Annotated in this window: 21 protein-coding genes; 4 read left to right on the top strand and 17 right to left on the bottom strand. The window is 58.4% G+C overall.

Annotated features, from left to right (window positions below):
• Window positions 1-225: 225 nt before the first annotated feature.
• The gene (locus BW686_RS21615; RefSeq protein WP_179149347.1) at window positions 226-3,171 is read right to left on the bottom strand and encodes an autotransporter family protein; all 2,946 of its coding nucleotides are present in this window, start codon (window positions 3,169-3,171) and stop codon (window positions 226-228) included.
• Window positions 3,172-3,590: 419 nt separating this feature from the next.
• On the opposite strand from BW686_RS21615, the gene BW686_RS21610 reads away from it, so the two are divergent.
• Both BW686_RS21610 and BW686_RS21605 read left to right on the top strand, forming a co-directional pair.
• Window positions 3,591-4,859: an OmpP1/FadL family transporter gene (locus BW686_RS21610; protein ID WP_084919521.1), complete on the top strand. Its 1,269-nt coding sequence runs from the start codon at window positions 3,591-3,593 to the stop codon at window positions 4,857-4,859.
• Window positions 4,860-5,044: 185 nt separating this feature from the next.
• On the top strand, window positions 5,045-5,545 hold the full coding sequence (locus BW686_RS21605; protein ID WP_084919520.1) for a hypothetical protein: 501 nt from the start codon (window positions 5,045-5,047) through the stop codon (window positions 5,543-5,545).
• Between the two features lie 106 nt (window positions 5,546-5,651).
• On the opposite strand, the gene BW686_RS21600 is transcribed toward BW686_RS21605, so the two are convergent.
• The 3 genes from BW686_RS21600 to BW686_RS21590 form a co-directional block, all read right to left on the bottom strand.
• Entirely contained in the window at window positions 5,652-6,158 is a 507-nt protein-coding gene (locus tag BW686_RS21600; protein WP_084919519.1) for a hypothetical protein, read from the bottom strand.
• A 309-nt stretch (window positions 6,159-6,467) separates the two neighbouring features.
• Complete coding sequence (locus BW686_RS21595) at window positions 6,468-8,090, bottom strand: ATP-binding response regulator (RefSeq protein ID WP_179149351.1); 1,623 nt, start codon at window positions 8,088-8,090, stop codon at window positions 6,468-6,470.
• A gap of 169 nt (window positions 8,091-8,259) precedes the next feature.
• The gene (locus BW686_RS21590) at window positions 8,260-8,883 is read right to left on the bottom strand and encodes a response regulator (RefSeq protein ID WP_084919517.1); all 624 of its coding nucleotides are present in this window, start codon (window positions 8,881-8,883) and stop codon (window positions 8,260-8,262) included.
• Between the two features lie 302 nt (window positions 8,884-9,185).
• On the opposite strand from BW686_RS21590, the gene BW686_RS21585 reads away from it, so the two are divergent.
• Window positions 9,186-10,802: an ATP-binding response regulator gene (locus BW686_RS21585; protein WP_084919516.1), complete on the top strand. Its 1,617-nt coding sequence runs from the start codon at window positions 9,186-9,188 to the stop codon at window positions 10,800-10,802.
• Between the two features lie 142 nt (window positions 10,803-10,944).
• On the opposite strand, the gene BW686_RS21580 is transcribed toward BW686_RS21585, so the two are convergent.
• The 13 genes from BW686_RS21580 to BW686_RS26930 all read right to left on the bottom strand — a co-directional run bounded on the left by BW686_RS21580 (window position 10,945) and on the right by BW686_RS26930 (window position 23,085).
• Window positions 10,945-12,021 (bottom strand): protein-glutamate methylesterase/protein-glutamine glutaminase, encoded by a 1,077-nt coding sequence (locus BW686_RS21580; RefSeq protein ID WP_084919515.1) that lies wholly within the window; start codon window positions 12,019-12,021, stop codon window positions 10,945-10,947.
• Window positions 11,984-12,517 (bottom strand): chemoreceptor glutamine deamidase CheD, encoded by a 534-nt coding sequence (gene cheD / locus BW686_RS21575; protein ID WP_084919514.1) that lies wholly within the window; start codon window positions 12,515-12,517, stop codon window positions 11,984-11,986. Before cheD ends, BW686_RS21580 begins: the two co-directional genes overlap by 38 nt.
• Window positions 12,514-13,323: a CheR family methyltransferase gene (locus BW686_RS21570; protein WP_084919513.1), complete on the bottom strand. Its 810-nt coding sequence runs from the start codon at window positions 13,321-13,323 to the stop codon at window positions 12,514-12,516. The genes cheD and BW686_RS21570 overlap by 4 nt, the downstream gene beginning before the upstream one ends.
• A 9-nt stretch (window positions 13,324-13,332) precedes the next feature.
• Entirely contained in the window at window positions 13,333-13,872 is a 540-nt protein-coding gene (locus BW686_RS21565) for a chemotaxis protein CheW (RefSeq protein WP_084919512.1), read from the bottom strand.
• A 36-nt stretch (window positions 13,873-13,908) separates the two neighbouring features.
• Window positions 13,909-15,564, bottom strand: coding sequence for a methyl-accepting chemotaxis protein (locus tag BW686_RS21560; RefSeq protein ID WP_084919511.1), 1,656 nt, complete (start codon window positions 15,562-15,564; stop codon window positions 13,909-13,911).
• A 28-nt stretch (window positions 15,565-15,592) separates the two neighbouring features.
• Window positions 15,593-17,695: a chemotaxis protein CheA gene (locus BW686_RS21555; protein WP_084919510.1), complete on the bottom strand. Its 2,103-nt coding sequence runs from the start codon at window positions 17,693-17,695 to the stop codon at window positions 15,593-15,595.
• A gap of 47 nt (window positions 17,696-17,742) precedes the next feature.
• The gene (locus BW686_RS21550) at window positions 17,743-18,033 is read right to left on the bottom strand and encodes an STAS domain-containing protein (protein ID WP_084919509.1); all 291 of its coding nucleotides are present in this window, start codon (window positions 18,031-18,033) and stop codon (window positions 17,743-17,745) included.
• Window positions 18,034-18,056: 23 nt separating this feature from the next.
• Window positions 18,057-18,425 carry a response regulator gene (locus tag BW686_RS21545; protein ID WP_084919508.1) on the bottom strand — a complete coding sequence of 123 codons (369 nt, stop codon included), beginning with the start codon at window positions 18,423-18,425 and terminating at the stop codon, window positions 18,057-18,059.
• A 9-nt stretch (window positions 18,426-18,434) separates the two neighbouring features.
• Complete coding sequence (locus tag BW686_RS21540; RefSeq protein WP_373271050.1) at window positions 18,435-19,268, bottom strand: methyl-accepting chemotaxis protein; 834 nt, start codon at window positions 19,266-19,268, stop codon at window positions 18,435-18,437.
• An 857-nt stretch (window positions 19,269-20,125) separates the two neighbouring features.
• Complete coding sequence (locus tag BW686_RS21535; RefSeq protein WP_084919506.1) at window positions 20,126-21,424, bottom strand: NAD(P)/FAD-dependent oxidoreductase; 1,299 nt, start codon at window positions 21,422-21,424, stop codon at window positions 20,126-20,128.
• A 220-nt stretch (window positions 21,425-21,644) separates the two neighbouring features.
• On the bottom strand, window positions 21,645-22,178 hold the full coding sequence (locus BW686_RS21530; RefSeq protein ID WP_084919505.1) for an MOSC domain-containing protein: 534 nt from the start codon (window positions 22,176-22,178) through the stop codon (window positions 21,645-21,647).
• A complete protein-coding gene (locus BW686_RS21525; protein ID WP_084919504.1) occupies window positions 22,175-22,804 on the bottom strand; it encodes a DUF1780 domain-containing protein in 630 nt (209 codons plus the stop codon). The genes BW686_RS21530 and BW686_RS21525 overlap by 4 nt, the downstream gene beginning before the upstream one ends.
• 11 nt (window positions 22,805-22,815) lie before the next feature.
• The gene (locus tag BW686_RS26930; RefSeq protein ID WP_179149346.1) at window positions 22,816-23,085 is read right to left on the bottom strand and encodes a hypothetical protein; all 270 of its coding nucleotides are present in this window, start codon (window positions 23,083-23,085) and stop codon (window positions 22,816-22,818) included.
• Between BW686_RS26930 and BW686_RS21520 the strand changes: the two genes are divergently transcribed.
• Window positions 22,993-24,399 (top strand): TolC family outer membrane protein, encoded by a 1,407-nt coding sequence (locus tag BW686_RS21520; RefSeq protein WP_084919503.1) that lies wholly within the window; start codon window positions 22,993-22,995, stop codon window positions 24,397-24,399. The two genes, BW686_RS26930 and BW686_RS21520, sit on opposite strands and share 93 nt — an antisense overlap.
• Window positions 24,400-24,599 lie beyond the last annotated feature (200 nt).

Genomic DNA, 24,599 nt, shown 5'->3' with positions numbered 1-24,599 from the left:
CAGGTGGGGGGAGAGGCGGGTAGCAAGTCATGCTGATCCGGATGGTCTTGGCTGCAGTCGCGACCTTGATCAAACCCTCTGTGATGAGTTTGCTCAAGAAAAAAAAGGGTCCAGACGCACCGTTTCCGGTGCGGTACTGGCCCCTTCGCGAGCAAGTTTGCCCTCACGGCCTACGGCCAGAATCGAGAGCAGACTTGTGTATAACGCTGAGCGCTGAAACGACGGTCAGAAGCGGACCGTCACGCCTGCGTTGACCGAATGGAAGCGCGTGTCGGTGCCGAACTGTCCCTGGTAGGACAGGTCAAGATCCGTCTGCCTGGTCAATCGCAGTTTCGCACCCACTTCAGTCAAGGCCGTGTCGCGGGTCTGAGCGACGCCCTGTACTTCGAAACCTGGACCGCCAGCGAAGCTCTGTTCGTTTCGCGGATCCAGATCACCATAGGCGCGTCGCCATCCTACTGAGCCGTAAACCTGAGTGTTAACGTTCGCCACATTGATGCTCGACGACGCGCGCAGACCCAGTGTCGAGAAGAAGGTGTCCTGTTTATCGCTGGACACGTCCAGCGCGGCTGGCCCGCCTTTTTCGTGCAGGTCTTTGGCGTCGTAGCGCACGTAAGAAAGACCGGCGAAAGGCTCCAGAGCCATGCTGCCGACCGGTATGCGGTAGGCCGCTTCGCCACTTGCCTGCAGCGATTGAGCGTCGCGTTTGCCGGTCAAATGGTCACTGAATCCGGCAAACGCCACATTCCGCTCACTCTCCAGCTTGTGCCAGGTGTAACCGACGTCGGCGCTGAGGCGCAGGGCATCGACCTGGGCACCGGTGTAGAGCCCCAGATGGTAGTTGTCGCTGTGGCCGTCGGCATCGCGATCATCGGCATCGAATTTCGAACGGCTGTAACCGGCGTAGACGCCACCGCGCCAATCCGGGGTGAAGCTACCATCAGCCCCGAACAGCAGGCCGCCGGTGCTTTGGTGCAGACCACCGGCACCGTTATTGCCGCTTGTCTTGGTCCAGTTGCCGAATGGCTGCACCCAGGCGCCGTTTTGAGTGGTCGGTGCGCTTGGCATCAGATTGAGTGCCATGGCTGGCATGCGTAACGTTCCCGTATCCAGAAGATTACGCATACGGGTGCCTAACACTCCGGACACCACCTGGCTATTGGCGATCAGGGCTGTTGAAGTACTGCCGAGGTAGTCGCCGGACAGTTGATCGGCGGCGTTGCGAGCGCTTTCGGCATCCAGAATCAGCAGGTTGTTGTAAAGACGCAGGGGCTCGCCGCTTTGCTCCAGCACGCTCAGCGCGCCAGCGGTATTGAACTGATTCTGAGTCAGCATGACCGTCTGAAAGATGCCCGGTGTGGGTGCTGGAGTCGGCTCTGGAGTAGGCGTAGGCGTAGGCTCTGGAGTCGGAGTCGGAGTCGGTTCAGGTGTAGGTGTAGGTGTAGGTGTAGGTGTAGGTTCTGGAGTTGGAGTTGGAGTCGGAGTTGGTTCCGGCGTCGGCGTCGGCTCTACACTTTTTTGCTCGATGGTCAGGTTCAGGTCATTGGCAGTACGTTGCAGTCCGACATTCAGAAACGCCGAGTTGGTCAGCGCCTGGGCATAGGCTGTTCCTGGGGTTGCGCCGTCGACCACGCCGCCTTGGGCGGAGAGCAGGGTGTAGGTTCTGCCGCTCTGATAGCTTTGCGCGGGGTCCAGCGCGGTCACGTTGACCTGCGTACCGCGCAGGGTCGCTGTGCCGCTCACGTTGATTTTGTCTGCCCTGCCGTCGCCGGCGATGTCTGCGGCGTAGCGTGAGCCGGCGGCCATGTCGAGATCGCCTTGTATGGCCAGCGCGCCGATGGCGTTTTCGCCGGGCGACAGGGTGCCGCCGGCAGCGACCTGAGTGCTGCCCACTTGACCGACGCCAGCCAGAACGCCTCCGTCCAGTACCTGGGCGCTGTTGGTGTAGGTCCCGAACTGATTGCGACCCGCAATGCCGTTGACCACCAGGGTGCCGTTGCCTACGTTAAACCGCGAAACGCTTTGGGTAGCGGCAGTGTTGCCGCGCTGATTGACCTGGTCGACGTTCCCCGACAACACCAGTCGCCCGCCGCGCACAACGACGCTGCCGGCCAACCCCGAGATGTCGCCACTCAGCGTGGTATTACCGCTGAACGCATACACTCGACCCGTTCCGTTCAGCGTGTTGGCGAACTGCAGATCGGGGTCTGTATGGTTGAACGCCAGGGAGCCGTTGCCGGTGCCAAAGCTGACGGCGGTTTGCGGGTTCAGTCGGCCTGCCGCCTGAGCTGCTCCGGCAGTCATGGAGTCAACATCGGTACGGTCAGGGTCCACCGCGACCGAGCCGCCGATGGTAAACGTGCCGCGCGTCGCCGTGTTGCTGTCGTTCACGAAGCTGATGAGCATACCGTTGGTGGCGCTCAGTTCGGCACCGTCGGCCAGCGTCATGTAAGTACGGACAACGCCGGTGCCGAGCGTCAACGCTTGCACGTCGAGGCGGGTGCCCTGTCCGGTAACATTGACCTGATTGCTGCGGTTGATAACGGCCGAACCCAGTCGCAGAGAGTCACTCGTCAGTACTGCGCCGTTCTCGAGGGTCAGGTCGTTTCTGTTCAGGAAAGAGCCGCTGTTGTCCCAGCGCGTTCCTGCCCCGGAAAGCCTGACGACCGAGTCAATGTCGACCTGCTGGCTGTTGATTTTGCCGCCGTCATTGGCCGTGATGCTCGACTTATAGACGAACACTCCACCGGCCTCGATGTTGACTGCGTCGACCAGAGAGTTCTGGCCGCTCACCGACAGCGTCGCGTTCGAAAAGGCGTTGGAACGAGCGCCGTTGACATCGCCCAGATCCAGATCCCGCACCGACACTTGCCCCCCGTTACGGACGGTCAGGTCGCCCTGGCCGACACCACCGACAACGATGGTGTTACCGAGCACGAATGAGGTACGAGGCACCACCCAGCGCGAACCGGCCCCTTCAACCACAACGTTGGCCTGAGCCATGTTGACGCCGGTACGGCTGGCTTGCCCCACGATACGGCCGCCTTCGCTGGTCACCGTTGCGCCGCTGTTGATCGTGAGGGTGGAGGTGTTGCCGTCAGTTGAATTGACGTCGATCGCGCCATCGACTACGCGGTCGCTGTTAAACGTTTCCTGACCGTTAGTGAGCACATAGTCAACTGCATGGGCCTCCGGGAGCAGTGCAAGAGTAATCGCAAACGCAAGGGGGGATATTCTAAATAAGGGGTTCATAGCGACTCCAGATACTCCATAAAGGCCACGAGGGTGGCTGCCAGCCCTGAGGGCTAAAGCGGTTCCGTTCGGCAGGGTGCCAACAACGGGAGTATCGGGAGGCGAAGTTATTATTAAAATAGCACGCCTGTACTAGTGGCCAATCACTACAGTTGGTCGAAACACTGTGCAGGCGATAGTTCAATAGCTCATGTGTACTATGGCAATTTTCTTCTGCGCGAATTAGTCTCGTGCGCGCACTAAAAATCGCCCGTGAAAGATGACAGTGGCCCAAATAAGTTGCCCGCGAAGCTGTTCCCGTCACGTATAAACAATGACCCCTGCAGATAAAAACTACTATGCTGAAGAGAACACTTGGCCTCGCGGCTGCGCTGGCATCCTCTCACGTTCTTGCTGGCGGTTTTGCTCGCACCGAGCAGAGCATCAGCGGCATGGGCGTCGGGCAGGCCGGACGCGCTTCAATGGCGGCGGACGCCAGCACGGTCTACGGCAACCCGGCAGGTATGGCGCGCCTTGAAGGCAGGCAAATCACGGCCGGTGTCACGTTCATCGACGCGTCCACCGACATCAGCCATGCCGCCGGTCGTTCACAGGGCAGCAACGACGGCGATATGGTGCCCTTCAGCTCGATTCCATTCGGTTTTTTTACCCGGAAACTCGACGAGCACTGGGCGTTTGGCCTGGGTCTGTATGCCCCTTTTGGTTTATCCACCGACTATGAAAATGGTTTTCAAGGGCGCCTGTTTGCCAGCAAGAGCGACCTCAAGGTGGTGACAATTCAGCCCACGCTCAGCTACGCCTTCAACGACAGGTTGTCGATTGGCGTGGGTCCCACGTTCAATCGAATTGCCGGGACGCTGGAGTCGGATATCACGCTCAATCCCGCCATTGCCGACACGCGCGTAAAAGTCAGCGGTGATGACACTGCCGTAGGCTTCAACATTGGCGTGCTGTTCAATGCGACCGACACCACGCGCGTGGGGCTGACGTACCATTCCAAGGTCGACTACAAGCTGGGCTGCCATACGCAAGTCTCGACCGGTGCCGGAACACCGCCGCAGTTGCTCGCCAGCAATCGCTATGACTGCACGCTGAAAGTGGCCACGCCGGAGTCCTACGATCTTTCTGTTACCCAGGAACTGAACGACGCCTGGACGCTTTATGCCAGTGCTACCCGAACCGGCTGGAGCAGCATGCAGGACCTGAACCTTCGTAATCAGCCTGTTTCGGCTGCGCAGGGAGGCTCCCTGGCGTCAGCGCTGACCGGGTCTATTCAGGAAGGCCTGAACTGGCACGATACATGGGCCTATGCCATCGGCACGGCCTATCGGTTGGATCAACAGTGGGCACTGCGTGCAGGCGTTTTGTTCGATCAGTCACCGACCAGCAACACCAATCGCTCGCCACGCACACCAACGGGCGATCGCAAGGTATTCAGCGTCGGGGCGGGCTATGACGTCACGCCGCAACTGACCCTGGATGTGGCTTATTCTTATCTTCAAGAAGAACGTGTCGATGTCAGTCGCGCCAATGCGCTAGGCAGTTACAGTGCGACCTATCAGAGCCATGCGAATTTACTCGGCGTTGGCGCGACCTATCGTTTCTGATCGTCAGTGGTGTGTGTGGCTATTTTTTAAGTCCAGCACATCAGGAACAACAGCACGCGGTAGTGCATCTGTACTATTGATGCCCCTTTACGCAGTGGCTACGATTTTGTGCGAAGTTTTTTGCCCTCCGTTAGTTAAAAAAGAGAGGGTAAAGCACATAAGTAACCAGCCAGCGGAGTGTGTGGATGAAAAGTGTAGCCTTGTTTCCATTGATTCTGGCTTTGTCGGGGTGTGCCGGTCTTGATCAGGCCATGTCGATGACCAATGGTGTGCTTGATCAGACCGGTGATGTGCTAAGCGGAGATTTCAGGGGGCTGACCGATGCCAAGGAAACAACGTTGACGGAAATATGGGCTGATTGGCAAACAAACGAGGTCACCGCGAAAGAAAAATGGGACGCCCGAACATTGGTTATTCCGGGCGTTGTGCAGCGTATTACCAAAACCGGAACAGCCGTCGGCCAAAATCAGATCGCCGTCATATTCAGTGACCCTGGCAATCCCAAATGCACGGGCCAGGGGTTGACCCGCGATGACCTGTTGGTTAACAAGAAAAAGATAAGCGCCTTCAAGAAGGGTGACAAGATTCTCATGAAGGGCGTTTTAGGGACCAGCGAGTCGAAGTGGACCGACAATGATTCCTGCTGGCTGTCTTTTGACAAGGCTGAATTCACGCTTAAAAAGTAACGGGTTGAAAGCCGGTAACGTGCATGCGTTTACCGGCTTTCAGGTGTGTAGGGTGTGGGCCGAAGCCTGATGTGTGTGATGGGCAGTCTGGAGACGCATTGCCTTATTAGTTGGTGCTGAAGTAGCTCACCACATCGCCTTTGAAATGGATGTAGATATTGGTGATCACGGTCTTCTGTCCCGGTGCATTGGAGCCTGTGACAGAGCCTGCATCCTCCAGTACTTCCTGGGCATCACCCACGCGTGACTCGCCCGCGTACAGACCTGATGCCATCTCGCCGGAGCCATAACGGTTGCTGTATTTAGCCGCTATTTTCTTCAACGAGTTCAGCTTTGATTCCCGACGGTCGTAATGCCACCTCGACGAATTGTCTCCCACGTCATCCTGGACGGAATAAGGTGCGCCAAACTTATCCCGGATACTTGCCTTTGTAGATTTATTGGCAATGATATTGGCTTTGATGAATTCGGGCGCGTACTTCGAATCGCCCGTCAGCGAATCCATTGCGCCGAAAGGATCACCGCCTCCGGTCGAGCAGGCGGTCATCGTTGCCATGATCGTTATCGCAGCCGCTAAACCTTTTAGCCGTGCCAGTGAATAATAGTTGCCCATGCCGATTGCCCCTGAAGGTAAGCCTGTTATTAAGATCTTTTACAGGCAGACAGAAACGTGCGGCAAAGCGTGAATGAACAGAGGCTTTGCAACGTTTCATGTTTGCTGAAGTCGTTTAACGCTTAGCTTAGGGCACCGGTATAAAGATCAACTATAGTACAGGTGTACTAGCGCGGTACGGCGCGCATGATGACTCAGAATATGTGCGCAAACTGGGCTCTGTACATAAAGTGGCTGCACTCGGTGATTTTGCCTTGCCTGACCTTCGCTCGCCGACTTTTCGTACAGAGCCTTAGTTGCCCATCGCACTCATGACCCGGCAAGGGATGCCCTGTCGGGAGTCGCCGCTTGCAGCAGATCCATCTTGAAACTCAGCAACAGTGAGCGCAGTTCTGCGGGCCTCACCGGTTTGGACAGGACCGGGATCTGTGGGTCATTCAGGGATTGCTGTACCTGTTGAATCTCGTGGCCGGTGATGACGATGGCCGGTATCCGGCGGCCGTGCAGCTCGCTCAGGTAGCTGATGCAATCTGCACCTGTAGCGCTCCGGTCCAGGTCGAAGTCGGTAACGACCAGATCGCAATCGACGCTCGCTTGAGGGATGGCGGAAGCGGTCTGGACTTCGCAACCCCATTTACGCAACAGCATGGCGGTGGCCTGCAGCACGTTGTCATTGTCCTCGATCAGCAGGACACGTAACCCCCCTAATAAGCGTTTGTTCCAGTCGATCTCCGGCAGGCGCGCAACATGTTGTGCAGCAACGATCGGCAGCCCGCTGATAACCACCGCCGTGCCTTTATTCAGGCGTGAGTCAATGCGCAGGTCCAGTTTCAGCAGGCTGGCGATGCGCTTGACGATACTGAGCCCGAGCCCGACACCTTCGATGTCCTGATCGCGCTCTTCGCGCACGCGATAAAACTCGTTGCACAGATGTGGAAGATGCGCCTGCGGGATACCACGGCCCATGTCGTAGACGCCGATATCCAGTGTCTTCCCGCGTGGTCGGCAGGCAATGAGCAAGGGTTTGCCAGGGGCGTACTTGAAGGCGTTCGAGATCAGGTTTTGTAGCAGTGTGCGCAGCAGCGCCGGGTCGCTGTGTATGTATTGCCGACACGGTCGCACGCGTATCTCGACCCCCGCCCAAGTGGCGGCCTCACTGTTCTGGCTGGCCAGACCGCTTAACAGTGCGCTGACATCAACCGTTTCGAGGCGTGGATTCACCTCTCCCTGATTAAGGGTGTAAATGTCCAGCAGCGAGCGGAAAAGCTGTTCTACAGCGCTGAGGGCCCGATCAATGTTATCCACCAGGCGGCGCTCGTCCGTACCCAATGACGCGTCGCGCAAGCACGCAGTAAACAGGCTGATGGAGTGGATCGGCTGGCGCAGGTCATGGCTGGCCTGGGCCAGAAAACGTGATTTGGCCTCATTGGCCGCCTGGGTTTCATTCAGGGCAATGTGCAGTCGCGAAAGCAGGAAATAAACGAATAATGGCAGCACCAACATTGTCAGGATCATCATGACCGCCACGGCAGGATGCTCCTGCAGGAAGGGCGTGAGCTGAATGATCAGGCATAACGATGCCAAGGCAAAACCGGTGGCGAGCAACAGGTAATTGCGCCCGTAGCGCATGCCATAGCCGACCGTCATGCTGAGCATCACCGAATAGACGGGCAGCATGGGTTCGCCCCCCACGGTAATGGTGACGATCCCGGCCAGGTTGTCGACCACCAGCGCGAACATTCTGCGCCGCGTTGAAACTCCGGGGCGCGCTGCAATACGCCAGATCAAACCCACACCGACGATAGCAAAGGCCAGGCAATAGCCAAGAATTACCCACATGCGGCTGCTGGACATGTCGCCCAGTGCATACATGATCAATGCATAGAGCGAAGACGTGGCAATAACGGCCATGCGCAGCAGCGCCTGAATCATTTCCAGGTCTCTGGAACTGGAGAGAATCGACATCGCGTTTTCCTGGTCAGTCCAGTAGGGCCGGGAGGCAAGTCAGGTTTTCAGTGCGTCGGAAATGGTACAGCGATTTGCACAGACGAGGGTGTTTTCAACCTTTGAACCCGGCGGTTGGCGAGTTTCTTACAGGCGCTTACTTGATCGCCAGGCTGGAGAATTGCGCCGCCGCCGCTGATCGGGTGGACACGCCCAGCACCTTGAGGAGGCTGGAAACGTGTATCCGCACCGTGAAGGGCGAGATGCCCAGGTCCTTGGCGATCTCCTTGTTGGTTTTGCCGGCGGCCACCAGGCTCAGGACTTGTTTCTGACGGGCAGTAAGAGGGCTGAGAGCGTTAACCGCTGACTCGTTGAAAATCGAGCCTTCGGACTTGTATTTGACGACGACTTCGCCCTGCCGGATGGCGACGATGGAGTCGGTTATATCCTGTGGGTCAATGTTCTTGCCGATAAAGCCATCGGCCCCGTTCGACATGACCTGAGCGATGGTTTCGGGGTCATCGATCATCGACACTACGATGATGGACGTGCGGCGGAATTCATTGCGCAGTTCGGCAATGGTTTGCATGGAGTCCAGTCCGGGAAAGCGCAGGTCCAGAATCAGTGTGTCGACTTCGTCACCCGAGCGTGCGAGGGTCAGCACCTCATTGAAGTTTCCGGCCTGTTCAATGATGGCTTCCGGCAGTAGACGTTCGAGGGTACGTAACATGCCTTCGCGAAATAGGGGGTGGTCGTCAGCCACTATGATTCTGCACGCCATGCCTCTGCTTCCGAATGTCAAGACGGGTAATCATACTCGATACAAACAATATGTATCGTGTGCGATACACATTTAGCGTATTTATTTGTGCTCTATGACGGGGATATGGAAAGGCTGGATTACAGGATGCTAGCCATATAATGGCGTTGTTGAAAGTTTGACTAAGTTGCTTGCGCAACGTGGCGAGGTAGAGGCATGTGCTGCACTCGATCCTGTCGGGACATGCGCTTAAACATAGTAACGATCGTCACCTGTGGCCGCTCGTTGAGTGGCTTGAACCCCCAATAAAACGAGGTGGGTTGATGAAAGACCGGAAAAACGCTGAACTGGATCAGGCCACGCTCCGGCTGATCGTCGCGACGTTTGCGATCACTTATGTATCACTGGTCGGCTTTCTGCCAGGGCTCGACGTAGCGAAGTATGAGCCGATCATTCTTTACTACGCAGGCTTCCTGGTGGTTTCTTTGATCCTGCGCCAGCACATCATCAGCTACCCGGGGGTGTTTCCAGCCCGCCGCGTTTTCGGGATGGTCCATGACTACACCGGCATTTCTGTAGGCCTGGTGGTGGGAGGAGAGGCGACGCTGCCGATTTTCAGTGTGATGGTCTGGGTCACCCTGGGCAACGGCATGCGCTTCGGCTCGCGTTACCTCGCCATTGCTGCATCGCTGGCGCTGATTGCCATAATGATCATCTATCAACTGACGCCCTACTGGCAGGCGCAGCCGTTCATGGTGCTGATGCTGGTCGCTGTCACCATTCTGGTGCCTGTCTACGCCCATATCTTATTGGTGAGAACTCGTCAGGCCTCGGAACAGGCGACCGTCGCCAACCGTGAAAAAGAGCGTTTTCTGGCTCAGGCAAGCCACGATCTACGCCAGCCCATTCACTCTATCGGCATGTTCACCGCGTGCCTGCGCTCAAGTCCGCTTGGCGAGTATGAACGTCAACTGGTCGACAACATCGACCGTTCCCTGCACAACGTTTCGCAGTTGTTCCGCTCGATTCTGGATATCTACACGCTGGACAGCGGCAAGGTATCGGCCAAGTCAGACGTGATCAATCTGGGCGAAATGCTCAATGACATCGCTCAGCAAAACACGGCGGCTGCTCGTTGGGCCGGCGTGGAGTTGAGAGTCCGGCCTTGTCGGCGCTGGGTCAGAGTCGATGCCACATTGCTTGCCACGATGGTGCAGAACATTCTGTCCAACGCGCTCAAATATGCCCCCGAACATCCGGTGCTGATCGGTGTGCGTCGCCACAACGGACGCTTGTCCATCAGCGTGCATGATCAGGGGCGCGGTATCGCGGCTGAACATCTGCCCAGAGTCTGTGACGAGTTCTATCGGATTCGGCATGTCCGCGACAAGGACGTGGAAGGTGTAGGGCTTGGGTTATCCATCGTCAAACGGCTCAGCCAGATTCTGAGTGTGCAGATCAGCATCGATTCCCGGGTCGACCGGGGCACGACAGTGACCATTCATGGGCTTGAAGAGGCAAGCGCACCGGTGAGGCCCGCCCGCAAAAAGGTATTGGGCGATAGCCTGCTCAAAGGCGTCAGGATCTGTCTGGTGGAAGACGACAACAATGTGCTGATGGCCACTGCTGCGCTGCTGGAAAGATGGGGGTGCGAAGTCCAGACCGCCCGTTCTGCAGAAGGGCTGACCACCGATTGCGACATCATTGTTGCCGATTACGATCTGGGCACCACAGCCAACGGCCTTGATTGCATCGAAAGTATAAGAGCCGCCCGAGGCTGGGACGTACCGGCGCTCATCGTGACCGGGCGCGAGATAGACGTGGTGCTTGAGTCGATGCAGGGGGCGGAAGTGTCCGTACTCTCCAAGCCGCTGCGGCCTTCGGAGTTGCGGCTGAATCTGCTGGCGGTTCGCGAAAGCCGAGTGATGAATACACCTTGAACCGAGCGCAGGCCGAGGCGTGTTTAATCGCGCCAGCCCCTGATCTTCAACACAAGGTGTGCTGAAACCAGGCAGTACGCGTGTACGGGTGTCTTCTCGCGATATTAAAGTGCAGTCATCTGGCGCGGCATCGCGTATCGCATCACCTGTGCAAGATCACCTGATGAATCTCCTGCAACGGAATGATCCTCTGCGCAGCATTCAGTTTGATCGCTTCCTTGGGCATGCCGAACACCACGCAACTGGCCTCGTCCTGCGCCACTGTCGAGCTGCCGGCATCCAGCATTTCCTTGAGGCCGCGTGCGCCGTCGTCGCCCATGCCGGTCATGATGATGCCGGTGGCGTTTTTGCCGGCGAACTTGGCGACCGAGCGAAACAGCACGTCCACGGAAGGACGGTGCCGGTTGACCAGCGGGCCGTCGATGACCTGAACGTGGTAGTAGGCGCCGCTGCGGGTCACCATCATGTGTTTGCCGCCGGGGGCGATCAGCGCCAGGCCGGGCAGGATACGGTCGTTGTGGCGGGCTTCGCGTACTTCGATCTGACACAGGCCGTTGAGACGCTCGGCGAACGAGGCGGTGAATTTCTCCGGCATGTGCTGGACGATCACCATGCCGGGGCAGACGCGGGGCAGGGCGGTCAGTACCGCCTCCAGTGCCTGAGTGCCCCCCGTCGATGTGCCGATGGCAACGATGCGTTCAGTGGTCTGGGCCATTGCGTGGCCGCTGGCAGCCGGCAGAATGGCGTCGGCAGTGAATTTGCTGGCGGGGTTCAATACCGGTGCGGCGGCGCGTTTTCCAAGATTTTTGACATTGGAATTCGCGGCTGCGCGAATCGCCCCGACCAGCGACGCAGCGGACTCGATCAGAAAGCTTTTCAGGCCGGTCGTGGGTTTCGTGATGACTTCCACGGCCCCGGCAGACAGCGCTTGCAGCGACGTTTCCGCGCCTTTCTGAGTCAGCGAAGAGCAGATCACCACCGGCGTGGGCCGCTCGCTCATGATTTTTTTCAGGAACGTGATGCCGTCCATGCGCGGCATTTCAACGTCCAGCACGATAACGTCCGGCCACTCCTGGGCCAGTTTGCTCATGGCAAATATCGGATCTGACGCCGCGCCCATGACGTGAATGTCGGGTGTGTCGTTGAGGATTGCCACGAGTACCTGGCGAACGACAGCCGAATCATCGACCAGCAATACGCTGATTTTTTTGTTTGGCATCTTTTTCAATTACATCCATTGGTTGGTGCCTGACCCATACGTTTCCGTCCCACAGGTCGAAGATGATGTTGCGATGACCGGTGCTGCCCAGGTCCTGAGCCACCAGTTGCAGATGATGCTGCCCGGCCAGTGCAAGCGCTGCATGGATGTTTCGATAGGCAACGTTATGCATGTTGTTGTCGAGGCGTTGTGCAGGGAACATCTCGCCGCCGCCGAACAGCTTGACCTGATACTCCTCCGGAAAGGTGCCGTTGGCCAGTGCGTGGCGTATCAGTATTTCCATCGCCTCATCGCCGTATTTGCCGTCCAGTGGCTGATGCGCACGGATGCGGCCGGGCAGCATGAAATGGCACATGCCGCCAATGTGCCTGTGCGGGTGCCAGAAGGTGATCGCCACACAGGACCCCAGCAGCGTGCGCAATCGGGTCGGCCGGGTCTCAAAGACCACGTCGCCGGGCGCCAGTACTCTCTCGGCTACGCCGACGGGCTTGTTCATGGTTTGCGGTAAATCGAGGGGGAGACCATTTTCAACATGTCGTTCACACCGTTCAGGCTTTCCGAGTGGCTGATGATGAAATAGCCACCGGGTTTGAGACGCGGTATCAGCCGCGCCACCACTTTGCTTTTGGTTTCCTGATCGAAGTAAATCATCACGTTACGCAAGAAAATCACATCGAACTCGCCCAGGTCAGGGAGGGTTTCATTGAGATTGACTTGCACAAAGCTGACCCGGCTGCGCAGCGATTTGTCGATCAGGAAGGTGCCCTCCTGGCGACCTATACCCTTCAGACAATATTTGAACAGCAAAGGTTGCGGAAGCGTTTCGGTGCGTTCCATCGGGTAATGGCCGCTGCGTGCCTTGCTCAGTACGCGGGTGCTGATGTCCGAGCCGATGACCTCCCAAGGCGTGGTGCCCAGTTCTTCCGCCAGCGTCATTGCCAGGCTGTAGGGTTCTTCACCCGACGAGCTTGCCGCGCTCCAGACCCTGAATGCCTTGCCCGGCAACACCTTGGGCAGTACATGCTGGCGCAGAAAATCAAAGTGCTTGGGTTCGCGGAAAAAGTAGGTTTCGTTGGTGGTCAGCAAATCCAGCGCAATTTGCAGTTCGCCATTGCGCTGGTCGGTCATGATCAGCTTGAAGTACTCGCCATAGCTGTCCAGTTCGTAATGCTTGAGGCGTTTGAACAGGCGGCCTGCAACCAGTGCTTTCTTGGCCGGGGTCAGTTTGATGCCCGCAGCGCGATACAGCCAGGACTGAAACTGGCTGAATTCGTGATCATTGAGCGACGCCGTGTCAGCCATGCTCAGGCCTCAATGGGCGTCAAGGTCGGGAGCGGGCGCCTGACCTGCTGCGGCCAGGCTGGACATCTCATCGATGGACAGCACCCTTTCGACCTCCAGCACGATCACGAACTTGCCATCGACCTTGGCCATGCCACTGATGAAATCGGCACGAATCCGCGCGCCGAAATTGGGCGGCGGCTCGATCTGTGAGGCGGGGATTTCCAGTACTGCCGAGACGTTATCGACCAGCAAGCCGATATCCTGCGGCTGACCATCTTCGGTACTGGCTTCGATGATGATGACGCACGAGCGCCGGGTGATGTCCGAGTTCTGCCGCCCGAAACGCGCCGACAGATCAACCACGGGCACCACGGCGCCGCGCAGGTTGATCACGCCGCGCACGAAAGACGGCATCATCGGCACGACGGTCAGGCTGCCGTACTCGATGATTTCCTTGATGCCCAGAATGCCGATGGCGAACATCTCGCCACCGAGCATGAAAGTCAGGTACTGCGCCTCTTCCTCGACCGCTGTTGCGGCCTGTCGAGTCGTGACCAATGAGCCCATGTCGTTCTCCCAGTGAAGCGGTATCGAAGCCGTTAATCAGAAACGCGTGAATTCCGATTCGTCCGGCGAGCCGGCCGTGCTCTGGACGAAAGCCCTGCGTGGCGCCTGTTGCGGTGGGCGTGGCGGCTGACGGGGTGAGCTGTTGTGGCTGTCGACACCGTGACTTTGCGCGGCCGTTCTGGGCGAGGCGTCGAGGGTGAAGAAACTCATGGATTGCTGCAGTTGCTCGGCCTGGCTGCTCATTTCTTCTGCCGTGGCAGCGAGTTCTTCGCTGCTCGAGGCGTTCTGCTGAGTCACCTGATTGAGCTGTGTCATGGCCGTGTTGATCTGTGCCACGCCAGCGGCCTGCTCTTCGGACGCCGCGCTGATTTCCTGCACCAGGTCGGAGGTCTTGTTGATCGACGGCACCATCTCGTCCAGCAACTTGCCAGCCTTCTCGGCCATTTCCACGCTGCTGGAAGACAGCTCGCCGATTTCCTGAGCGGCAATCTGGCTTCGTTCTGCCAGCTTGCGTACCTCGGCAGCCACCACGGCGAAGCCTTTACCATGCTCACCCGCGCGGGCAGCTTCGATAGCGGCGTTGAGCGCGAGAAGGTTGGTCTGGTAGGCGATGTCATCGATGATGCTGATGCGCTGGGCGATCTTCTTCATCGCAACCACCGTCTGCTGGACCGATTCGCCGCCGTCGGTGGCTTCCTTGGCAGCCTTGCTGGCCATGCCGTCGGTGACCTTGGCGTTCTCGGTGTTCTGGTTGATGCTGGCGCTCATCTGTTCAACCGATGCGCTGGTTTCTTCGACACTGGCCGCCTGTTCGCTGGTGGCCTGGCTCATCGACTGCGCCGTGGCGCTGACTTCTTCCGATGCGCTGGCCAGGTTGTCGGCGGCGTTACGCACTTCGCCGATGATATGCGACAGCTTGCCGACCATGTTGCGCATGGCGTTGAGCACCATGCCGGTCTCGTCTTTGGAACCGTGCCCGATGTGAGCGTTGAGATTGCCTTCGGCCAATTGCTCGGCGGCAGAGGCGGCTTCCTTGAGCGGGCGGGAAATGATCCGTGCAATGAACAGCGCCAGGCCCAGACCGATCAACAAGGCCGCAATCAGTACCACGATGATCGAGATACGGGCGGTCTGGTACAGGCTGGTGCCTTTCTCGCCCGCCGCCGTCGCGCCTGCATCGTTCAGCTCGATCATCTTTTGCAGTTCGTTGGTCACCTCGTCGAAGCGTACTTTGGACTCGCCTCTGAGCAAGGTACGCGCCTGTACCTCCAGGTTTTGCCGGGACAGGTCGAACAGGTCATTGCCGATTTTCAGGTAGGCCGCCCACGACGCGTTGATGGCGTTGAACAGTTGGCGATCTGCATCGCTGACGATCAATTTTTCGTAAGTCGCCATTCGCGTTTCGAACTGCTTGCGAGCGTCCACAGCCTCAAGCTCGGCCTGCGCTTTTTCTTGCGCCACTTCGGTGCCGATATGGCGGTTTTCCTTGAGCCTGTAGTTGGCCGCATAGAAGCGCATGCCCGCCGCCGCCCGCATGGACGGCATCCAGTTTTCCTTGATGTCCTGCGCGGCCTGGTTGACCTGGCCGAGCTGGATAATCGCAAAGACCCCCATCGCTGCGGTCAACGCCAGAACCACCAGAAACGAGGTAATCAGCTTGGTGGAAATCTTCAGATCGTAAAACCATTTCATCGGGTTACTCCTTGGAATTGCAAATCCGTCAGCGAGAAGCGGGCGAGAGCGAATGAGGGGACTGAGTCGAGCGAGCGTCCATTTGTATGATCTGGTTGAGCAGTGCCGGTACGTCGAGAATCAGCGCCACCGCGCCGCTGCCCAGAATCGTAGAGCCGCTGATTCCGCGCAGTGCGCCGAACAGCTTGCCCAGCGGTTTGATGACCGTCTGGAATTCACCGAGCAAGTCATCCACCACCAGCCCGGCCTTGTGCTCGGCGTAGCGCACGACCACCACGTTCTGGCGTCGTGCGGCAGGGCCTTCGTGATCGAAGTGGTCGCGCAGGTAGACCAGCGGCAGCACTTCACCGCGCAGGTCCAGGTAGCCGTTATCCCTATTGGACTGGCGGTCGCGCTCATCCAGCTCGATGCATTCCTGAACCATGTCCAGCGGAATCACGTAGGTCGACTGATCGATACCGACCAGAAAACCGTTGATGATCGCCAGCGTCAGCGGCAGACGAATGCGCACGATGGTGCCCTGACCGGGCTGGCTGTCCAGGTCGACAGTGCCGCGCAGCAGGGTGATGTTGCGCTTGACCACGTCCATGCCGACGCCACGGCCTGACAGGTTGGTGACCGCTTCAGCGGTTGAAAAACCAGGTTCGAAGATCAGGTTGTAGATTTCCTGATCGGTCAGGCTCGCGCCAGCGGCCACCAGCCCGCGTTGCTGGGCCTTGTCGAGAATCCGCTCGCGGTTGAGCCCTGCACCGTCGTCGGCAATCTCGATGACGATGCTGCCCGAGTCGTGGTAGGCATTGAGGCTCAAATGACCTTTGGCCGGTTTGCCAGCCGCACGCCGCGCTTCGGCACTTTCGATGCCGTGGTCCATCGAGTTGCGCAGCAGGTGCATGAGCGGGTCGCCGATTTTCTCAACGACTGTTTTGTCCAGTTCGGTTTCCGCGCCATTGATGATCAGGTCGATGTCTTTGCCCAACTCCTGGCTGACATCGCGCACCACCCGGCGGAAGCGGTTGAAGGTGTCGCCGATGGGGATCATGCGCAAGTGCAGCGCGCCGTCGAGAATTTGTTCAACCAGCCCCGACACGGTCGAGCTGGCTTCCTGGAGCGGGTCGTTGTCGCACGACTTTGCCAGCAGGCTGGCCCCGGCGCTGGCGATCACCAGTTCGCCGACCAGATTGATCAGTTCGTCGAGCTTGTCAGCGTTGACGCGCACATAGCGTCCGTCCTTGTTTTTCTGATCGCCGCTTGCCGAAGGGCGATCCACCGCCGTGGCGACGCCAGGCTCTCGCGGCACCGCTCGCTGGTCGCCCAGCAGCTCGCCGCTGGCCACCGCAGTGCTGCGTTCGGCCTGCGAAACCAGCTCTGTCCCGGCAGGCTCGACGTCCTCGTCCGTTTCATCGACCCGCGTGATGTCCACGGTGCAGTCTTCACGCACGAAGTCGAACACTTCGTTGATCGCGGCATGGCCGGCGGACGAGCGGAAATCAATCTCGAAACCCAGATGACAGGATTCCGGGTCCCACGATTCCACGGGCGGAATGCTGTCGGTCACGGTCGTGACCTGAACCATCTGCCCCAGCGTGTTCAGGTAGCGCAGAAAGGACAGGGGGTCCATGCCATTGCGAAACACATCCACACCAAAGCGTAGCGAGATATGCCACAGCACGTCGGCTTCCTGGTCAGCCGTGACGCTGGTCACCTGTGTGTTGTCGCCAGCCTGAGCGGTGCTCGGTGCCTGATAGACCTGCAGCGCCTGACGCAACGCGGCTTCGCGCTCCAGAGCCGGTGGCTGAAGCTGCTCACCCCGGCTGGCCACCACGTCGATCAACTCGAGCATGTGGTCGCCGGACTTGAGCAATACCGCGATCAACTCGGCGTCCACGGAAACGCTGCCTTCGCGCAAACGATCCAGCACGTCTTCAACGATATGGGTAAAGCTCACGATGGGTGTCAGCCCGAACAGCCCGGCCGAGCCCTTGATGGTGTGTGCTGCACGAAAGACTGCGCCAATCGCATCCACATCACCCGGTTCGCTTTCAAGTTGCAGGAGGGATTCCTCCATTGCCTGCAACAGCTCACGCGCTTCGACGATAAACGTCTGCTGAGCCTGGTCTAGGTTAATGCTCACAATGACTTCCTATGTCCAACTACTCAGCATTGCTGCCAATAGACGCGCTACAGCACGACACCCGGGTTACATAATTCGAAGGTTTCCGTCACCGCCTTGCTCTGGCCGGTCAGGTGCAGCGCGGTGCCGGTCTTTTCGGCCTCGCGCTGAATGACCGCCAGCAATTGCAGGCCGGCGCCGTCCATCTCGGTGACGTTCGACAAGTCGACTTCCATCCTCGCTGCGCTGCCGATCTGTGGCAGCAACCGGGCGGCAAGCTCGGTCACGGTGTAGATCGTCAGCTCGCCGTCGATTTGCACGCGGGCAGCGTCAGGGTGGGTCTCTGCAGATATCGTCATGCTGACCTCCAGGGCCACACGCCTCAGGGAAGGATCAGTTTGGACACCGCGGCCAGCATCTGTGCGGGCTGGAACGGTTTAACGACCCAGGCTTTTGCCCCGGCTGCCTGACCTTCGGCTTTTTTCGATTCCTGAGACTCTGTGGTCAGCATGATGATGGGGGTGAACTTATAACTGGCCAGCTTCTTCACCTCTTTGACAAAGGTGATTCCATCCATGTTTGGCATGTTTACATCGCTGATGATCAGGTGAATCTTCTGACCCGTCAGCTTGCCCAGTGCATCCTTACCGTCGCTGGCTTCGATGACATCGTATCCGGCACTTTTCAGAGCGATGCCGACAACCTGCCGGACACTGCTTGAATCGTCGACCACCAATACACTCTTAGCCATGATCTACTCCTAGAAGAACGTTATTTCCTGCGAATTCTGCTGCGCAGCCGATTCACCGTGATGCGAACGGCGTTGCTCGTCGGTCGCGTAGGTGGACTCCATGCGCGCCAGCCACTGTCGGGCGTCGATGGCGACCGCCTCGTCGGGAGACTGGCTGGCCTGTAACAGGTGCGCGTAGAGCGCGTCGATGTTGTCGCGCACATGGGCCAGAATCTGGCTGACCCGGTCCTGAAACTGCAGGCTGACCAGCACTTCAGTCATCTCGTCGCGAATGCCGTAGCTTTCCTGTTTCAACAGGTCGGCGGATTCGGCCAGGCGTCCGGTGATGCTCTGGAAGCGCTCCAGCACGTTCTGAATGCCTTGTTCGGAAGCGGCCACCGAGTGGCTGTCCTGATCGGCACCGCTGGAGGCGGCCTGCACCAGTTGAGTGATGGCGTTGTTGATGATGTCGACCTTGGCCGACATCTGCTGGCCGGTTTCGCTGGACTTGCTCGACAGGCTGCGCACGGCATCGGCCACGACTGCAAACCCTCGGCCTGCTTCGCCTGCCCGGGCGGCTTCAATGGCCGCGTTAAGGGCCAGCAGATTGGTCTGCGCGGCGATGGCTGCAACGTCGGCGGCCATGGTGCGTAATTCGCCCGTGTAGGCGGTGAGGCTGCGAACCTGAGAAAGCGTCTGGTCGCGGCTGGCTTGCGTGGCTTTGAGCGAGTCGATCACTTGGCTCAGTTCACTGTCGCTTTGGGACAGCACTTTCAGTGCGCCGTCGGCATTCTGCCCGTCCAGCTCGCCAGCAGCGTGCTGCGAGGCCTGCACAGTGTCCTGCAAACGTTCGGAGATCCCCATGAAGCGGGTGGTCAGCGCAACAATGGCGGTTTCGGTCTGCTCACGTGAGCTTTCAACCTGTTTGACCCAGATCGGCATCGCCCCAAGCAGGACTTCATTAATCTGTGTATTGGTGGCCATCGCACTGGCGTGAGCGTTATGCGTGTGGTGGTGATCCAGCGCCTGGGCGACGGCATGTTCCACCTGACGGCTTTGCGAGCGGGCTGCCCAGATACCGGCACCCAGACCTGCAACGATCAATACAGCACTGGCGATAAGATTGTCAGAGGTCGTGCCCGACTGAGTGAGTATCCAGGCGACGGCAGGGACGACAGGAATCAACGGAAACCAGAGGAAACGTGGATGACGTTGAACGTGAGTAATACCGCGTTGAATCGACATCATGGGTTCGATCCTTGAACAGATTGGCTTCTGTAAGTGACTCACAGGTTATCTGCGTGACCGGCGTAAACTTGACAGGCACACAGGCGCCTTTTGCCCACTCTGTATGTTTAGACGGCGTATCAACTTAAAAATAGCGGGTATTCCGGACATGGCAAGTCAGCACGGAAATCGTGCGTGGCCCTTATGGTTCGCGGCGTCGCAGGTCAAGGCCTTGCCCTGCAGAGCGTGATCTATCGCACCGTTCAACGATACGCATCTCGTAACATTCTGCGTCAATCTGACGCAGAATCAGTAGCATGAAAACGGAGGCGAGCAGCCGTGAGTCTATTCACGAGCGTGTTATCTCATGTCGCACGCGCTGGTGCGGAAAGACATTTTGGGCATGCATTTGAAGAGGTTCTGCGTCGCAAAAGGACGCAGGAGCCTTGAACGGCATGCCAACGCATCGGCATGCCGTTCAGGCAGATGTGGACCTAGTGCAACTTCATCCGCGGCTCGGTCCCTTTGCCGATCTTGCTGCCCAGCATCAGCATCAGGGTGCGGAAAGCACCGTACAGCGCCATCTGGTGCATGCGGTACAGCGACACGTAAAACATCCGTGCGAGCCAGCCTTCGAGCATCACGCTGCCCATCAGGTTACCCATCAGATTGCCGACCGCCGAGAAGCTCGACAGCGATATCAGTGAGCCGTAATCCTTGTAGGTGTATTCCGGCAGGCTCTTGCCTTCGATTCGCAGGCGCAGCGATTTGGCCAGCAATGACGCCTGCTGATGCGCCGCCTGGGCGCGTGGTGGAACATTGCGGTCAGTGCCTTTTTGCGGGCAGGCCGCGCAGTCACCGAAGGCGAAAATATTTTCGTCGCGGGTGGTTTGCAGTGTTGGCAGCACTTGCAGCTGATTGATGCGATTACTCTCCAGGCCATCCAGCTCATGCAGAAAGGCCGGAGCGCGAATACCCGCTGCCCAGACCTTCAGACTCGCAGGGATAACCTGCCCGGTGGCCGTGATCAGACCGTCTGCCGTCACTTCACTGACCGCTGCATTGGTCAGCACTGTAACGCCCAGTTTTTCCAGCGTTTTGTGTACCGGCGCGCCGATGCGTTCGGGCAGCGCGGGCAGCACCCGTGGGCCTGCTTCAATCACCGTGATCCGCAGGTTTTCCGGTTTGATCTGACCCAGCCCGTAGGCCGCCAGTTCATGCGCTGCGTTGTGCAGTTCTGCTGCCAACTCAACGCCGGTCGCTCCGGCACCAACGATGGCGACGGTGATTTCCTGCGTGCTGTCGGCCTGACCGGCGTGGGCGCGCAGGTAGTGGTTGAGCAGTTGCTGATGGAAGCGTTCGGCCTGCTTGCGACTGTCGAGAAACAGGCAGTGCTCCGCCGCGCCTTTGGTGCCGAAGTCATTGGTGGTGCTGCCCACCGCGATCACCAGCGAGTCATACCCCAGGCTGCGTGCCGGAACCAGTTCCGCTCCGGTTTCATCCAGCGTGGCCGCCAGATGAATCTGACGGCTGGCGCGGTCCAGCCCGGTCATGCGGCCGAGCTGAAACTGAAAGTGGTTCCACTTGGCCTGGGCCACGTAGTTCAGCTCGTCCTCATAGGAGTTGAGCGAGCCGGCAGCCACCTCGTGCAACAGCGGTTTCCAGATGTGCGTCAGGTTGGCGTCCACCAACGTGACGCTGGCCGTGCCTTTTTTGCCCAGGTTTTTACCCAGACTGGTCGCCAGCTCCAGACCGCCAGCGCCGCCGCCAACGATAACAATACGATGCGTCATAAGGATTACTCGGAAGGTTTAAGGAATTCGGAGGGAGCTCGATCTTCGCGAGCGCAAGGCAGCTCATAGCGTCGGATGGCTCGATAACAGGGTTCATCACGGCTGCCTCGGGATCAGGAGCAACACGGTGTGCTCGACTGAATGCCAGGTGGCCTGAAGGTACTCTTCGACACACCTTTGCGGTACGTGGTTCAGCGGGCTGATCACTTTATGCGTCGTCTCAAGCGTGCTGTCGGGCAGGGGGCCAGGGATCGGTGATCTCCAGCGGCTCGACCTGCAATGAGTCGTCCAGGCGGATGATGCCGCTTTGTAACACCCGCGCGGTAATTCCGCCATGCCCACGCACCGCCTGAAAAGTCCCGTGGCCCAGGCGCTGTTCAAGCTTCGCGCACGGTTGGCACCAGCCGGTGGTTTCAAAGATGGCCTGGCCGATGCGGAAACGACGGTTCTTGAGGCTGAACAGGTTGATACCGCTGATCACCAGATTACGGCGCAAATCCTGCGGCACGATGGGGTGTTCGGCAGGCCGGTTCAGCAGCGAACCGACCACGGCCAGGTGCTCCCACTGAATCAGTGTGACCTGCCGTGCATTGCGCGGGCCGGGGCGTGAGTGATCACCGGTCAGGCCGGCCTCGCGACGTGCTTCCACCGCGTCCAGCTCAATCATCTCGGCGCGCGATTCCGGACGCACGCCAATCCAGCGCACACGGCCTTGTTGAGGCACATCGGCCAGCAACTCCTGAAAAGGGCTCATAAGCTGATTCCAACATCAAACACGACACTGCGGCCCAAATTGGTACGCAGAAAATCCGGAGCGCCCGGATGCGCGAACAATACCCGAGCAAACGTCGGCCCCACCAGCGACAGCGAGCGCCAGCCCTGCCGCAGGTATTCGGTGGGCGGCGGAAAGTGGCTGTTCAGATCGAGCACTTCGCGCTTGAGGCTGGCGAACGCAATGATGTCCAGCTCGCCCAGATCAATGCCGCGTTCACGATAACTGGTGGATTTCTTGCGCAGGGTAGGGGCGAGGCGATGCAGCAGTTCGGAAGCGGGAATGCGCTTGGGCTTGGCTTCCCGGCGCACGAGTTGGCTCAGCGAGAACGCGCTTCGTCGTCGCTGCAACTCCTCGCGCCACTCATCGTTGAGACGCCGCCCCTCGTCCAGCACGAAAAACACCTCAAAGCGCCCGTCACGAAACAGCACATCGGGCGGCTCCTGACTGGCAGGGGTGAAGTCCTCGTTGCGATGCGCAATGTTCAGCCCCTGCAACAGCCGCTGGCAAACCCAACGCTCACGCTCCCACTTCCGCGCATTGGACAGAAAGGCGTTGGCTTGTTCGGCCTGGATCGTCAACAGGCGCAGGTAGTCTGAGTCATCCATAGGGCTGTAGCTTACCGCTCAAATGTGAAGGTGAAAAATAAAGTCTGATGTGATTTCGGGAGATTTTTGCCAGGGGCTCCAGAGCGAGCGAAAAAACCTTTCAGCACGCTAAAGCTTTTGTTTGTTACGCCGAACTCATGACAAGCCAATTTAATGGCACTCAGGAGTTCTTTTCGCATGGAACGTAAATGAATCCCTCTTTCCCGCTCGTTTTGGTCATCCTGGCCTGCGCTTTTGCGTACGGCGAAAATGTTTGCGCCCGAGAGCAAGCTGAGCAGCATGCTGACTTACTGAGTGTTTATCAGGCAGCATCACTTAACGATGCGCAATTGTCTGCCGCACGTCATGCGTACAATGCACAACGTGAAGCCATGCCTCAGGCTCGGGCAGGCCTGCTGCCGAATCTGACCGCCGGGGCAACGTCTGAGGTCACTCGTCTGGAGCGGGACGAGCCTTCCTTAAAACGTGAGCGAAGTGGCACAACGTTTCGTGCGAATCTCAGTCAGCCGTTATTTCGCATTGATCGCTGGTTTCAATTGAAGGCTGCGCAATCAAGCGTGGATCAGGCCGAGCTTGAGCTGTCCGCCAAAGAGCAAAACCTGCTGCTGACCGCTGCCCAAGCCTACTTCGAAACACTGCGGCAACTGGACGCTTTCGCAGCCGCTCAGGCGGAAGAAGCTGCGCTGTTGCGCCAGCGCGACCAGGCTCAAGGGCGTCTGGAGGATGGTGCTTCAAGCATTACTGACGTGTATGACGCCCAGGCCGCCTATGACAATGCCCGAGCCAACCGGCAACTGGTGCGGCGAAAAGTAGATGATGCTTATGAAGTGCTGGAGCGCCTGACCAAGCACAGCTACACGTCAATTGCAGGCATGAAGCATCAGATGCCGGTTGAGGCTCCCTTACCCAATGACGCCCGAGCCTGGGTCGACGTTGCCGTGCGGCAGAATCTTGGGCTGCAAGCCAGCGAGCGTGCCGTCAGTGCTGCCGAGCAAACGCTTAATCAGCGTAAAGCCGGGCATGCCCCCACGGTTGACGCTGTTGCTTCTTACCGCAAAGGTGATAACGACAGCTTTGGCTACAGCAACCCGACTGACTTCGGCAGTAACGGCTATCGCGACAAGGTCGCGCAAAGCAGCATCGGCATTGAACTCAATATCCCTCTTTACTCGGGCGGAATGACCCACTCCCAAATCAAGGAGTCCACCGAGCGTCTGTATCAGAGCCAGGACGAACAGGAAGACCGCCGTCGCGAAGTGGTGCTGAATACGCGTAATGCGTTTCGCGGTATCAATGCGGGCATCGAGCAGATTTCAGCCAGACGCCAAAGCATTGTTTCCGGTCAGAAGTCGGTGGAAGCCAATCAGGTCGGTGTTGATGTGGGGTCGCGCAACATCGCCGACGTACTCAATGCCCAGCGTCAGTTGTACGCTGCCGTGCGCGATTATAACGATGCCCGGTATGACTACATTCTCGACAACCTCAAGCTTAAACAGGCAGCAGGTACGCTGAGCCCTGATGACCTTAGAGCACTGTCGATCTATCTAAAGCAGGACTACGACCCGGCCAAGGACTTTTTACCGCCAGGCCTTTAGACACATTTTTAGAGTGCGTAGCTGAATAGTTTCAATCCGGGTACATTAAATTTAAAAAATGTGACGCGCGTCACGGATGGCTTGTTGCCATTATTTAGCAAAATGATCAGATTTGCCTACCAGTGGCATGTCGGCAGGGAAGCGCTATGAATGATTCGGAACCAGGCGCTCAGACGCCTGACAATGCCCCGCGCCTCGAC

Origin of the sequence: Pseudomonas syringae, from assembly GCF_002157375.1 — a bacterium.
GTDB classification, from domain to species: domain Bacteria; phylum Pseudomonadota; class Gammaproteobacteria; order Pseudomonadales; family Pseudomonadaceae; genus Aquipseudomonas; species Aquipseudomonas syringae_T.
This window is presented reverse-complemented; position numbering and strand designations above follow the sequence as displayed.

Coding starts and splice junctions, on each gene's coding strand:
- BW686_RS21585 (WP_084919516.1), top strand. CDS start 9,186: ATGAAAGACCGGAAAAACGCTGAACTGGATCAGGCCACGCTCCGGCTG.
- BW686_RS21590 (WP_084919517.1), bottom strand. CDS start 8,883: ATGGCGTGCAGAATCATAGTGGCTGACGACCACCCCCTATTTCGCGAA.
- BW686_RS21600 (WP_084919519.1), bottom strand. CDS start 6,158: ATGGGCAACTATTATTCACTGGCACGGCTAAAAGGTTTAGCGGCTGCG.
- cheD (WP_084919514.1), bottom strand. CDS start 12,517: ATGAACAAGCCCGTCGGCGTAGCCGAGAGAGTACTGGCGCCCGGCGAC.
- BW686_RS21565 (WP_084919512.1), bottom strand. CDS start 13,872: ATGGGCTCATTGGTCACGACTCGACAGGCCGCAACAGCGGTCGAGGAA.
- BW686_RS21610 (WP_084919521.1), top strand. CDS start 3,591: ATGCTGAAGAGAACACTTGGCCTCGCGGCTGCGCTGGCATCCTCTCAC.
- BW686_RS21545 (WP_084919508.1), bottom strand. CDS start 18,425: ATGGCTAAGAGTGTATTGGTGGTCGACGATTCAAGCAGTGTCCGGCAG.
- BW686_RS21535 (WP_084919506.1), bottom strand. CDS start 21,424: ATGACGCATCGTATTGTTATCGTTGGCGGCGGCGCTGGCGGTCTGGAG.
- BW686_RS21580 (WP_084919515.1), bottom strand. CDS start 12,021: ATGCCAAACAAAAAAATCAGCGTATTGCTGGTCGATGATTCGGCTGTC.
- BW686_RS26930 (WP_179149346.1), bottom strand. CDS start 23,085: ATGCTGCTCAGCTTGCTCTCGGGCGCAAACATTTTCGCCGTACGCAAA.
- BW686_RS21595 (WP_179149351.1), bottom strand. CDS start 8,090: ATGATTCAGGCGCTGCTGCGCATGGCCGTTATTGCCACGTCTTCGCTC.
- BW686_RS21540 (WP_373271050.1), bottom strand. CDS start 19,268: ATGGGGATCTCCGAACGTTTGCAGGACACTGTGCAGGCCTCGCAGCAC.
- BW686_RS21525 (WP_084919504.1), bottom strand. CDS start 22,804: ATGGATGACTCAGACTACCTGCGCCTGTTGACGATCCAGGCCGAACAA.
- BW686_RS21605 (WP_084919520.1), top strand. CDS start 5,045: ATGAAAAGTGTAGCCTTGTTTCCATTGATTCTGGCTTTGTCGGGGTGT.
- BW686_RS21530 (WP_084919505.1), bottom strand. CDS start 22,178: ATGAGCCCTTTTCAGGAGTTGCTGGCCGATGTGCCTCAACAAGGCCGT.
- BW686_RS21520 (WP_084919503.1), top strand. CDS start 22,993: ATGAATCCCTCTTTCCCGCTCGTTTTGGTCATCCTGGCCTGCGCTTTT.
- BW686_RS21550 (WP_084919509.1), bottom strand. CDS start 18,033: ATGACGATATCTGCAGAGACCCACCCTGACGCTGCCCGCGTGCAAATC.
- BW686_RS21560 (WP_084919511.1), bottom strand. CDS start 15,564: ATGAAATGGTTTTACGATCTGAAGATTTCCACCAAGCTGATTACCTCG.
- BW686_RS21570 (WP_084919513.1), bottom strand. CDS start 13,323: ATGGCTGACACGGCGTCGCTCAATGATCACGAATTCAGCCAGTTTCAG.